The sequence below is a fragment of the Desulfococcus sp. genome (assembly GCF_050178255.1).
GTDB classification, from domain to species: Bacteria; Desulfobacterota; Desulfobacteria; order Desulfobacterales; family Desulfococcaceae; genus Desulfococcus; species Desulfococcus multivorans.
This window is the reverse complement of sequence record NZ_JBFXGG010000012.1, coordinates 29,590-41,717: the sequence shown is the minus strand read 5'-3', so window position 1 is coordinate 41,717 and position 12,128 is coordinate 29,590. Positions and strand designations below refer to the sequence as shown.

General features: G+C 56.9%; 10 protein-coding genes. All 10 read left to right on the top strand.

Annotated features, from left to right (window positions below; all coding sequences use genetic code 11):
- Positions 1 to 49 precede the first annotated feature (49 nt).
- Complete coding sequence (gene oah / locus AB7S84_RS04250) at positions 50 to 1,183, top strand: 6-oxocyclohex-1-ene-1-carbonyl-CoA hydratase (protein ID WP_020875289.1); 1,134 nt, start codon at positions 50 to 52, stop codon at positions 1,181 to 1,183.
- A gap of 12 nt (positions 1,184 to 1,195) precedes the next feature.
- Positions 1,196 to 1,945: an SDR family oxidoreductase gene (locus tag AB7S84_RS04245; RefSeq protein ID WP_020875288.1), complete on the top strand. Its 750-nt coding sequence runs from the start codon at positions 1,196 to 1,198 to the stop codon at positions 1,943 to 1,945.
- A gap of 62 nt (positions 1,946 to 2,007) precedes the next feature.
- Positions 2,008 to 3,174 carry a thiolase family protein gene (locus AB7S84_RS04240; protein WP_020875287.1) on the top strand — a complete coding sequence of 389 codons (1,167 nt, stop codon included), beginning with the start codon at positions 2,008 to 2,010 and terminating at the stop codon, positions 3,172 to 3,174.
- 13 nt (positions 3,175 to 3,187) lie between these two features.
- Positions 3,188 to 3,628, top strand: a complete 441-nt coding sequence (locus AB7S84_RS04235) for a Zn-ribbon domain-containing OB-fold protein (RefSeq protein ID WP_020875286.1) — start codon at positions 3,188 to 3,190, stop codon at positions 3,626 to 3,628.
- Positions 3,629 to 3,760: 132 nt separating this feature from the next.
- Entirely contained in the window at positions 3,761 to 4,345 is a 585-nt protein-coding gene (locus AB7S84_RS04230; protein ID WP_020875285.1) for a cysteine hydrolase family protein, read from the top strand.
- Between the two features lie 42 nt (positions 4,346 to 4,387).
- The gene (locus AB7S84_RS04225; protein WP_428153066.1) at positions 4,388 to 5,980 is read left to right on the top strand and encodes an ATP-binding protein; all 1,593 of its coding nucleotides are present in this window, start codon (positions 4,388 to 4,390) and stop codon (positions 5,978 to 5,980) included.
- On the top strand, positions 5,958 to 7,313 hold the full coding sequence (locus AB7S84_RS04220) for a sigma-54-dependent transcriptional regulator (protein ID WP_428153063.1): 1,356 nt from the start codon (positions 5,958 to 5,960) through the stop codon (positions 7,311 to 7,313). Before AB7S84_RS04225 ends, AB7S84_RS04220 begins: the two co-directional genes overlap by 23 nt.
- 344 nt (positions 7,314 to 7,657) lie before the next feature.
- Positions 7,658 to 9,208, top strand: a complete 1,551-nt coding sequence (locus AB7S84_RS04215; protein ID WP_020875281.1) for a benzoate-CoA ligase family protein — start codon at positions 7,658 to 7,660, stop codon at positions 9,206 to 9,208.
- Positions 9,209 to 9,340: 132 nt separating this feature from the next.
- Positions 9,341 to 10,510, top strand: coding sequence for a glutaryl-CoA dehydrogenase Acd (gene acd, locus AB7S84_RS04210; RefSeq protein WP_070962329.1), 1,170 nt, complete (start codon positions 9,341 to 9,343; stop codon positions 10,508 to 10,510).
- 376 nt (positions 10,511 to 10,886) lie between these two features.
- On the top strand, positions 10,887 to 12,011 hold the full coding sequence (locus tag AB7S84_RS04205) for a sodium ion-translocating decarboxylase subunit beta (protein ID WP_020875807.1): 1,125 nt from the start codon (positions 10,887 to 10,889) through the stop codon (positions 12,009 to 12,011).
- Positions 12,012 to 12,128 lie beyond the last annotated feature (117 nt).

Sequence of the window (12,128 nt, the reverse complement as noted above, 5' to 3'; positions counted from 1 at the left end):
TCTGAAACTGACTATACACAAAAAGATGGCTTGCAAGGAGGTTAACGACATGAGCGATATCAAATGGCTGCCGAGAGAATTCGGTGTAAAGGATCACCACCTGTGGGGGGAAGATATTTTTTCGAAGGAAGCGCCCGGGGTGATTTTCGAAAAGAAACCGATCATCGATCCCCAGGGCAATGCCGTTGAAGGACTTTACTCGGCCTGGGTCACCCTCAACAACCCCAACCAGTACAACTCCTACACCACCGAAATGGTCAAGGCCGTGATCGCCGGTTTTCACCGGGCCTCGGCAGACACCTCCGTCGTGGCCTGCGTCTTCACCGCCGTCGGGGACAGGGCCTTCTGCACCGGCGGGAACACCAAGGAGTATGCGGAGTATTACGCCCGCCGCCCCAATGAATACGGTATTTACATGGATCTCTTCAACGCCATGGTGGACGCCATCCTCACATGCAAGAAGCCGACGATCTGCCGGGTGAACGGCATGCGGGTGGGCGGCGGCCAGGAGATCGGGATGGCCACCGATTTGACCGTGTCCAGCGACCTGGCCATTTTCGGACAGGCCGGCGCACGGCACGGATCGGCGCCGGACGGCGGGAGCACCGATTTCCTTCCCTGGATGCTGCCCATGGAGCAGGCCATGTGGAACAGCGTCTCGTGCGAGCTCTGGAGCGCCTACAAAATGAGCCGGCTTGGGCTCATCACCAAATGCGTGCCGGTCCTCAAGGAGAACGGCGAATGGATCTGCAACCCCCTGGTGATCACCGACAAATACCTGGACGGCGGGCAGCTGGTCTACGGGGAGTTCAAGGCCGGCGACGAGGCCAAAGCCGCCAAAGACAAGATCAAATCGATGTCCGCCGACTTCGAGCGGCTCGACAAGGAGATCGACAATATTCTCTGGACCTTCACCAATCTCTTCCCGGGCTGCGTCATCAAAACCATCGAGGGCATCCGGCTGAAAAAGAAATTCTACTGGGATCAGGCCAAGGTCATCAACCGCCACTGGCTGGCCGCCAACATGAACGGCGAGGCCTTTCTGGGATTCAACGCCTTCAACACCAAGAAACTGACGGGTCGCGACACCATCGACTTCATTGAATTCCGAAGACGCCAGGTCAACGGGGACGCCTTCGACGATGAGTTCATGGCCGCCGTTCTGGCCAAACCCAAGAAATAACGAGGAGGCACTATGTTACTGGAAGGTAAAAACGCCATCGTCACCGGAGGATCACAGGGCATCGGCACCGCTGCTTCCCTGATGTTGGCCGAAGAAGGCGCCAATGTCTGTTTGACCTATCGAAAGCACAAGGAGGCGGCCGAGGAAGTCCGGGACCGGATTGTCGCAATGGGGCGAAAAGCCCTTTGCATTCAATGCGACATCGCCTCTTTTTCCCAGGCCGAAGCGGTGGTCAAAGCCACCGTGGAAGCCTTCGGCGGCCTTGACATCCTGGTCAACAACGCCGGGATGAACTGGGACGGCGTCTGCTGGAAAATGACGGAAGAACAATGGGACCGGGTCATCGAGGTCAACCTCAAGGGCTACTTCAACTTCACCCGCCACGCGGCCCCCCTGTTCAAGGACCAGAAATCCGGGAAGATCATCAACGTGACCTCCATCAACGGGCTCCGGGGCAAGTTCGGACAAACCAATTATTCGGCCTCCAAGGCGGGCATCATCGGCTATACCAAAGCCGTGGCCAAGGAGCTCGGCGGATTCGGGGTCAACGTCAACGCCGTGGCACCGGGTCTGATCGAAACCGCCATGCTGAGGGAGTCCGAGGCCCGCGACAAGATCGTCGACATGGCCATGGGGGAAATCGTCCTGAAGCGGGTGGGCCAACCCGAAGACCTGGCCAACGTCATCGCCTTTCTCGCCTCGGATCGTGCCCGGCACATCACCGGCGAGGTCATCAAGGTCGACGGCGGCCAGTACATTTAATCCAACTTCAATCCAACCGGCCTGCCGGACCATCCGGCAGGCTGACATCAAGAGAGGACAGTATGGGCAGAGTCGCGATCATCGGCGTGGGACAGAGCCGCTTTGTACGCAAGTATCCCGGATCGATCCGGGAATTGACATTCGAAGCTTTCAAGGAAGCCATGACCGACGCCGGCATGACCGCAGGCGACATTGACGCCTCGGTGGTCTGTTCGGCGCCGGAGTATGACAAACAAAGATCCCCGGCAGGCATTTTCGCCGAGTACCTCGGTCTCAATCCTCAGCCGACTTTTTATGTGGAGACGCTGTGTTCGTCGAGCAGCACCGGCTTGAAGCTCGCCTATTCGCTGGTGGCCGCCGGGCTCCATCATGCCGTGGCGGTGCTGGGATTTCAGAAGATGTCGGAGATCTCCTCGGCCGAATCGCAGGAGCGGATGGGCCGCGGCGCCGACATTCAGTGGGAAAGCCCCTTCGGCACCATGATGCCGGCCTATTACGCCCTGCATGCCCAGGCCCACATGAAAAAATTCGGGACGCGTCCCGAGGATCTGGCCGCCATCCGTGTCAAGGCCGCCACCTACGGCCAGATCAACGACCGGGCCGTGTACCGCAAGCCGGTCACCGAGGAGATGTTCGCCGACCCGGAACAGACCATGGCCGGGCCGGTGGCCAGCCCGCTCCGGGTTGGAGACTGCTGCGCCAATGCCGACGGGAGCTCCTGCCTCATCGTCGTCAGCGAAGAGCGCGCCAAAACCTTTTCGAAAAAGCCGGTCTGGGTCCTGGGCGTGGGCGCCGCCTCGGCGTCGGTGAACATGACCGGTCGGGACGATCTGGCCGGACTTGCCGTGGCCCGTCAGGCCGCGGATCAGGCCTATAAGATGGCCGGCGTCGGCCCGAAAGAGATCGACGTGGCCGAGGTGCATGACTGTTTCACCATCGCCGAGATGATGGCCTACGAGAATCTCGGCTTCGCCAAGCCCGGCGAGGGCAAGGAGCTGATTCAAGGCAAGGAGACCTACAAGGAGGGCAGCATCCCCGTCAACGTGGATGGCGGGCTCCTGTCCAAGGGTCATCCCATCGGGGCCACGGGCGGCTCCCAGGTCCGAACCATCGTCCTCCAGCTCAGGGGTGAGGCCGGACCCATGCAGGTCAAGGATCCGGAAATCGGGCTGGTGCATAATATCGGCGGTGTCGGACTTTACGGCAACGTCACCATCCTGGGACGATAGGAGGGCTAATTACATGACAACCCCAAAAAAAGAAGCGGATGTACGTTTCAAGAAATTCGGTACGGTAAGCTTTACCGACACCACCAAAGTCAACGACTTCATCGATCATCTGGAAGCCGGCAAGGTCACTGGAACCCTCTGCAAAAAATGCAACCGGCGCTTTTTCCCGCCCCGGGCCGACTGCTGCGACTGCCTGTCGAGCGATATGGAGTGGTTCGAGGTCTCGGGCACCGGCCGTCTGGTATCCTACAGCCGTCTCGAATATGCCCCCAGGGGCTTTGACGGCGATCTCCCCTATGCCATCGCTTTGCTCGACTACGGCGATTTCAAGGTGTTCGGCAGAATCGCCGCAGACATCCCCCTCGAGGAGATGGAGATCGGCATGTCTATGAAAGCCGTCTCCAACGTGCTCCCCAACGGGCAGTTGAACTATGTATTTCAGAAGGCCGAATAGACTCTCCGGCATCTGCCGGCCTGAATGAACGTCGATACCCCCCCGGCGGCCTCTCCTGCCGTCGGGCCTCCTGAGGCACGGCGGCCGGCTGACGCGTCAGCCGGTCGCCATGCTTCGATGAAGGGATAACCTATGATACAGGGTACCACCGAAAAACCGGCGCTTCTGATCATCGATCTGGTCAAGGACACCTTCGACGCGGCCAACCGCTTCCCCGTCACCCCTTTCGCCCGGGAGATCGTGGAACCCATCAACGTCTTGACCGCCGCGTTTCGAAAACAGGGTTGGCCCATCGTCTTCTCTACCGATGCCTTTCACGAGGACGACTTCATCTTCAAAGGACGGATGAAACCCCACGCCCTGGCCGGTACCCCCGGCGCCGAAGTCGCTGACGAACTGGATCGCAGCCCCGAAGACCTCTGGCTCCCCAAACCCAGGTTCTCGGCCTTCTTCGGGACAGAACTGGATAAGTTGCTGAAACAGCGGGGCGTCACGCTGTGCGCCGTGGCCGGCGTCTCCACCAATGTCTGTGTCCTGACCACTGCCATGGACGCCCTGTGTTTCGACTATAAAGCAGTCCTGCTGGAGGACTGCACCGCCGCTGCTTCCAGGGAGGTTCACGAACAGATCCTGAACTGCTATCGCCGCACGCCCCTCGACCCCCTGCTTCGGGTGATGAACTCCCGACAACTGATCGACGCTTTGGGGAAGGGGTGAGCCCTCACAACCGACCCTGGACCGGTTCGGCATATCAAGAGTGTGCAATCCGAAACCGGTAGCGATGATACCGTCAAAAGCGTATCATCCCAAGCATTCGACTGGTCGGATTTTCTAAAGTGCAACCGGACATCCATCATTCATCAATGGGTGGATCGGCTTTTGGCGAGCGGCGACTCCCCGTATGCCCGGCGTCCCAGGTACGAGTTGCTCGAAACGGTGGGACAGGCCTTCGAGGCCAATTTCAAGGTCATCACCGACGCTGATTATCGTTGCATCGATCACTTCATCGATTTTATCACCCGTCTTCGCCTGAAGGCCGGCTTTGCGCTTCAGGACGTCCAGCAAGCCTTCGAGCTCTACCGCGATGTTGTGCTGCCCATGGTGTGTGCCGAATCCGGTCGGGAGAATCTCTACCCTGTTCTTGTCCCGCTGAATCGCTGCCTGGCCTATACGATTTTCCGATTCAGCGATCGATTCCAGGAACTTCATGAAAAGCAACTGGTGGATCTGGCGGCCCAATTGAAAGCCGAGGTCGAGGTGCGCACCTCGGAGCTGCGCGAATCCGAGATGAACTACAAAACCCTGGTAGAGGAGATCCAGGACGGCTACATGGCTATTCATGACGGCCGGGTGGTCTATGCCAACAAGGCCTTCTGCCGGATGCACGGCTATGCTATGGAAGATGTCCTGCACCAGCCTTTTGTCCGGTTTATCGTCAATGAAGACCGCGGCAAGTTCGATGGCATTCAGGCCTATGGCGAAGAACCTCACCACGAGGGTTTAATTCTCGAGTATATGCGGCTGACACAGGACGAAAAATGCTTCCCCACGGAAATCACCATCAAAAACACCCGTTTCCAGAATCGGTGCTCGACGATCGGTCTTTGTCGGGACATCACCCAGCGGGTTAAAATGGAAAAACGGGTGAGAGATGCCGAGCGTATGGCCACCATCGGACGGATCACGGCGTCGCTGTCTCACGAAATTCGCAATCCATTGTCAGCCATAAAGCTCAATCTGCAAATCCTGAAAAAAAACAACATGCTTCAAGGTAACGACCAGCGGCGCATCGACATTTCGGTAGGCGAGGTCAACCGGCTTGAAAACATCCTGAACGAACTCCTGGACTTTGCAAAGCCCATGTCTCTCAAACGCCAGCCCTGCGATCTGAACAGCCTGATCTCGCGGTGTATCGAATTGTTGGAAATCAACTGCAGGGAAAAACGGCTCATCGTGCACCTGAACCTGGATGACCGGATCACCGAAGTGGTGCTGGATCCGGAAAAAATCCAGCAGGCGGTGATCAATCTGCTGCTCAACGCCATCGAGGCTTCCCCCGAAGACGGAACCATCAAACTGAGCACGCTTTTTCGGCCTGAAAGGCCGGTACCGGAGGTGGTTATCGGGGTTCGCGATTATGGGAAGGGTGTTCACGCCGACATCGCCGAAGCGATCTTCGAACCGTTTTATACCACCAGAAGCCAGGGCACCGGTCTGGGCCTTACCAACGTCAAACGGGTCGCCGCCGCACACGGAGGCAGCGTAGATATCGATCGCCGAATATCACGGGGGACCGCTTTTTATCTGATTCTGCCTGCAAGAGGAAATCATGGCAAAAATACTCATTATTGACGATGAGCGCCCCATCCTGGAATCCCTGGAGATGTTTCTCACGGAAAAGGACCACGACGTGAGCACGGCACTTTCTGCCGCCCAGGGTCTCGAGGCATGCACGACATTTTCACCCGATGTGGTCATTCTGGACGTACACCTCCCGGACCACAGCGGATTCGAGGTCCTGAAAACCCTGAACGCCCTGCCCCGGGCCCCTAAGGTCATCATGATCACTGCGCACCATGACATGGAAACCACCATCACCGCCATGAAATATGGTGCTTACGACTACATCTTCAAGCCGCTGGATGCCGATGAGATCGAGGCGGCAGTGGAGAAAGCCTTCAGCGTACTGGTTGCCGAACGGGAATGCACGCATGCCGAACCGAAACCCGAATCGACATCGGGCGGTGCCATCATCGGTAAGAGCGAGAAAATGTGCGAGGTCTTCAAAACCATCGGCGTATTGTGCCAGAACCGCGCTACCGCTCTGATTCTGGGGGAAACCGGGACAGGCAAGGAATTGATCGCCCGGGTGATCCATCACAACAGCCCCACCTGCAACGAACCGATGATCACGGTGGACTGTTCTGCCGTCGTCGAAACCCTGCTGGAAAGCGAGTTGTTCGGCCATGAGAGGGGGGCCTTTACCGGTGCCGTCCAGACCAAAATCGGGAAACTCGAACTGGCCGGCAACGGCACGCTGTTTATAGACGAAATCGGCGAATTGCCGCTGGGGTTGCAGGGAAAATTTCTCGGCTTTCTGGAGCGTCGGGAATTCATGCGCGTCGGCGGCCACAAATGGCATCGATCCAATGGCCGAATCATCGCCGCCACCAATCGCAATCTGGCCGACATGGTCAGAGATGGCCTGTTTCGGAGGGATCTCTTTTATCGGCTCAAGGTCGTAACGATCAATGTGCCGCCGCTCCGGGAACGTGTCGAAGATATTCCCGAATTGGCACGACACTTTCTGCTGAAAGCCAATCGGGAAATGAGACTCGAGATTCTTAAGTTTCAAGAGGGCGTCATCCCGAGACTCATGGCACACCCCTGGCCCGGGAACGTTCGGGAACTCGAAAATCTGATCTTGTCAGCGGCGGTTCAATCCCGGGGGAATGTCATCCTTCTGGAGGATATCGAAAAGGCCCTGGTCCTCAACACCGGGAGCTCCGAACCGAACCAAGGTCAAACCGCGCTGACCCAAATGGAGCGTAAGCATATTCAGCAGGTACTGATCCAGGCCGGCTGGAATCGAAACCAGGCCGCAAGCCTGTTGGGCATTTCCTTGCCGACGCTCCGCAGCAAGATCCGAAAGTACGACCTCGCCTCGCCCTGCGAGAAGCGGTGAAAATTCTTTTCCGTCGATGGAAAGAATTTTTCATGGGTATACGAAAAAATAAATTTAACGATGGTCTTGAAAAACTTCAAAACCATATGAAATCAATTTTTTATAAATATTATCAAATAATAAATTTGATTCAATGTTTTGGCACATACATTGCGTTATTCCCTGATATGCCGGCAGTCCTCCCGAGCAAGCTGAATCTCTCGGGCACAAATATCGAGACGACCATCAGGGAGAAACGATGAGACGATCGCAAAATGCTGTCTGTCTTCCATCCCCGTCTTCTCTCTGCTTGAAAAAATGTAATCCATATTTTTCAGCTCATAAACCAACAAAGGAGTCCAGACATGGGGTTTGAAATCAAGTTACCGGAACATTTCAATGCGGCAGATTATTTTGTGGATCGCAACATTCGTGAAGGCCGTAAGGACAAAGTCGCGGTTGTTTGCGAGGATCGTCAGCTGACCTACGGACAGATCCAGGAAGGGGTCAACCGAATCGGCAATGGTCTGCGGGCTCTGGGGGTCCGCATGGAGGAGCGGGTGGCCTTGCTGCTGCTGGATACCGAAATCTATCCCCAGGCATTTTTCGGTGCCATCAAGATCGGTGCGGTGCCCATCAATCTCAATACCCTGATGCGGCCCAAGGATTACCAGTATTTTCTCAACGACAGCCGGGCCCGGGTGCTGGTCATCAATTCGGAATTACTGGAAAACCTTACCGACATCCGCGGAAACCTGAAGTTCCTGGAACATGTGATCGTCGTCAACGGCACCGGAAAAACCGACGATATCGATTTTACCTCCTGGATCGCCGACCAGTCCCCTCTTCTGGACGCGGCACCCACCACGCCCGACGACGCCTGCTTCTGGCTGTACAGTTCCGGTTCCACAGGACAGCCCAAGGGCACCGTTCATCTGCAGCACGATATGGTTTTTGCCGCGGAGACCTATGGTAAACAGGTCCTCCAGGTTCAGGAGGATGATCGCTGTTTTTCCGCAGCCAAGCTTTTTTTCGCTTATGGACTGGGAAACGGGCTCTATTTCCCCTTCAGCGTAGGCGCCACCGCGATCTATCATCCGGGGAGACCGACCCCCGATGCCATGTATGATGTGATCAACACCCATGGCGCAACCATATTTTTCGGCGTTCCCACCTTGTTCGGTGCGATGCTGACCAACGAGGGGACTCTGGGGCCCGTCAAGATCTGTGTTTCGGCCGGTGAAGCGCTGCCGCCGGAAATCTTCAAACGGTGGAAGGAGCGGTTCGGGGTGCCCATTATGGACGGCATCGGCTCGACGGAAGTTGCGCATATCTTCATCTCGAATCGCAGAGACGCCATGCGTCCCGGATCCACGGGCAAGATCGTTCCGGGATACGAAGCGAGAATCGTGGACGAAAACCTGGCTGATCTGCCCAAGGGCGAGATCGGCACCCTGCTCATCAAGGGTGACAGCATCGCCGCTTACTACTGGAACAAACACGAGAAAACCAAAAGCACTATGCTCGGGGCATGGATCAACACCGACGACAAATTTTTCGAGGATGAAGAAGGGTTCTTCTTTTACGTCGGCCGATCCAACGACATGCTCAAAGCCGGCGGCATCTGGGTTTCTCCCATCGAGGTGGAGGCATGCCTTATGGAACACGCGGCCGTGCTGGAATGCGGCGTAACCGGTTCGCCGGACAAGGATCAGTTGATCAAACCCCGGGCCTTTGTCGTATTGAACAAAGGTTTTGAGCCGTCGCCCGAACTGGAGAAGGAACTCAAGGAATACGTGAAGAGCAAATTGGCCCATTACAAGTATCCCCGATGGATCGATTTCATGGAGGAGTTACCGAAAACCGCTACGGGAAAGATCAAGCGGTTCATGTTGAAGGAATTCGCGTCCAAATAGGGATTAAAATCTATCGGCCTGTCGATCCCGACACCCCGACGCCGGTTCATGACAGAATCGGACGCCGACAAGGCTGTTCCGGTGTCGGAAAAACGGGAAGACAGGCCGTTACAAACTGTATCAGGAGGAAATATGGATTTCAACTTATCCAAAGAACTACAGATGCTGCAGAAAGAGGTCCGCAACTTCGTCAACAAGAAGATCGTCCCCTTCGCCGACCAGTGGGACAACGAGAATCACTTCCCATACGAGGAGGCCGTCCGACCCATGGGCGAGCTGGGCTTCTTCGGGACGGTGATTCCCGAGGAGTACGGCGGCGAAGGCATGGACCAGGGATGGCTCGCGGCCATGATCGTCACCGAGGAGATCGCAAGGGGCTCCTCCGCGCTCCGGGTCCAGCTCAACATGGAGGTGCTGGGGTGCGCCTATACCATCCTGACTTACGGGAGCGAGGCCCTCAAGAAGAAATACGTCCCCAAGCTCTCCAGCGCCGAATTCCTGGGCGGCTTCGGCATCACCGAGCCCGACGCCGGCTCCGACGTCATGGCCATGTCCTCCACGGCCGAGGACAAAGGGGACCACTGGCTCCTCAACGGCTCCAAGACCTGGATCTCCAACGCGGCCCAGGCCGACGTGCTGATCTACTATGCCTACACCGACAAGGCGGCGGGCTCCCGGGGGCTTTCGGCCTTCGTCATCGAACCCAGAAACTTCCCCGGCATCAAGACCTCCAACCTGGAGAAGCTGGGATCCCACGCCTCCCCCACCGGCGAGCTCTTCCTCGACAACGTCAAGGTGCCCAAGGAGAACATCCTCGGCAAGCCCGGCGACGGCGCCAGGATCGTCTTCGGATCCCTCAACCACACCCGGCTTTCAGCCGCCGCCGGCGGCGTTGGGCTCGCCCAGGCCTGCCTGGACGCCGCCATCAAGTACTGCAACGAGCGCCGCCAGTTCGGCAAGCCCATCGGCGATTTCCAGATGAACCAGGACATGATCGCCCAGATGGCCGTCGAGGTGGAGGCGGCCCGTCTTCTGGCCTACAAGGCTGCCGCGGCAAAGGACGAGGGCCGGCTCAACAACGGCCTCGACGTGGCCATGGCCAAGTATGCCGCCGGCGAAGCCGTGAGCAAGTGCGCCAATTACGCCATGCGCATCCTCGGGGCCTACGGCTACTCCACCGAGTACCCCGTCGCCCGCTTCTACCGCGACGCACCCACCTATTACATGGTGGAGGGTTCGGCCAATATCTGCAAGATGATCATCGCCCTGGATCAGCTGGGGGTCAGAAAGGCCAACCGGTAAATGGATAACGCGGTTTCAGGCGATGAATTGAAACCTGTGGAGGGTTTCACCTTCAAGCCCGCGACCGGATCCGGACCCAGGGTTGGCAAATCTGGCCCAATGGGTTTTAACCGGGAGAAATTGCGGATTTGAATCAGGGCATTCAAACTTTTATCCTGACTCGGCCGCGGATTGATGAAATCCGGAAAACCAAAAGGATGTTTCATGAAGCGGCCGATGCAGCAATCACTACTATAGGGAGAAAAACGGTGTTACAAGCTGTGGGAGTAATGATAGCCGGGCTCGGGGGTGTGTTTATCGGCATGACGCTATTGTATGCCGGTATAAGAGTGACGACTCTCGTGACAGACAAATTGGTAAGCAAGAAGGAAGAGAAATGACTGAAAACCTGTTTTCCCTGTTCAAGACCTCCGGATTTTTTTATTTGACCCCTGGGATGCTGGTCATGTGGCTGATCGGTTTTATTCTCATCTATCTTGCCATTGCCAAGGATTACGAACCGATGCTGCTCCTGCCGATCGGATTCGGGATCATTCTTGCCAATCTCCCGTTGGCTGCCCTGATGGCGCCCCACGAGGGATTGCTCTGGCGATTCTACCATTACGGCATCCAGTGGGAAGTCATTCCGCCCCTGATCTTTCTGGGGCTTGGGGCACTCACCGATTTCGGCCCCATGCTGGCCAATCCCAAGCTCATTTTTCTTGGCGCCGGTGCCCAGGGCGGCGTGTACCTGACCTTTTTCGCCGCATACGCCACGGGTTTTTTCAATTTGAACGAGGCCGCTACGCTCGGCATCATCGGCGGCGCCGACGGCCCGACAACGATCTTTCTGGCGTCGAAACTGGCCCCACACATGCTCGGCACCACAGCGGTTGCGGCTTACTCCTACATGGCGCTGGTCCCCATCATTCAGCCGCCGATCATGAGGCTGATGACTACCCGGAAAGAGCGCACCATTCGCATGTCAAAAGGCCGGAAGGTGAGTCGCCTGGAAAAACTTCTCTTCCCCATCGTCTCGGCGATTCTGATTATCCTGCTCATCCCCGCTTCAGCGCCCTTGATCGCCATGTTCATGATCGGAAATCTGTTTCGGGAGGCAAAGGTGGTGGAGCGACTTACCCACGCCGCCCAGAACGAGTTGCTCAATATCGTGACGATATTCCTGGGGCTGCCGGTGGGCGCCACCATGACCGCCGAAAACTTCCTCCAGCCCAAGGTGATCTTCATCTTTTTCCTGGGACTGTTTGCCTTCATGGTGAGCACCGCGACAGGCATCATCCTGGCCAAGTTGATGAATCTGTTTTCCAAGGATAAAATCAATCCCCTCCTGGGTGCAGCTGGCGTTTCCGCCGTTCCCATGGCAGCGCGGGTGGTTCACAAGGTCGGGGCCGAGGCGGATAAGAAGAACTACCTGCTCATGTACGCCATGGGACCAAACGTCGCCGGCGTGATCGGCACGGTTATCGCCGCCGGCGTTTTCCTGACACTGCTCGGATCCTGATTCCGGTTTCACGTGTGTCGCCGGCTGCCGATTATCTTTACGACCTTCTAAGAAAACGTCGTTTTCTTGTAAATTTTGGGACCGACCCTCGGATCGGTTGAAACGCTAATTATCGAA

Excerpts from the sequence above, each read along its gene's own strand:
- oah (WP_020875289.1), top strand. The coding sequence starts at position 50 with ATGAGCGATATCAAATGGCTGCCGAGAGAATTCGGTGTAAAGGATCAC.
- AB7S84_RS04245 (WP_020875288.1), top strand. The coding sequence starts at position 1,196 with ATGTTACTGGAAGGTAAAAACGCCATCGTCACCGGAGGATCACAGGGC.
- AB7S84_RS04240 (WP_020875287.1), top strand. The coding sequence starts at position 2,008 with ATGGGCAGAGTCGCGATCATCGGCGTGGGACAGAGCCGCTTTGTACGC.
- AB7S84_RS04235 (WP_020875286.1), top strand. The coding sequence starts at position 3,188 with ATGACAACCCCAAAAAAAGAAGCGGATGTACGTTTCAAGAAATTCGGT.
- AB7S84_RS04230 (WP_020875285.1), top strand. The coding sequence starts at position 3,761 with ATGATACAGGGTACCACCGAAAAACCGGCGCTTCTGATCATCGATCTG.
- AB7S84_RS04220 (WP_428153063.1), top strand. The coding sequence starts at position 5,958 with ATGGCAAAAATACTCATTATTGACGATGAGCGCCCCATCCTGGAATCC.
- AB7S84_RS04215 (WP_020875281.1), top strand. The coding sequence starts at position 7,658 with ATGGGGTTTGAAATCAAGTTACCGGAACATTTCAATGCGGCAGATTAT.
- acd (WP_070962329.1), top strand. The coding sequence starts at position 9,341 with ATGGATTTCAACTTATCCAAAGAACTACAGATGCTGCAGAAAGAGGTC.
- AB7S84_RS04205 (WP_020875807.1), top strand. The coding sequence starts at position 10,887 with ATGACTGAAAACCTGTTTTCCCTGTTCAAGACCTCCGGATTTTTTTAT.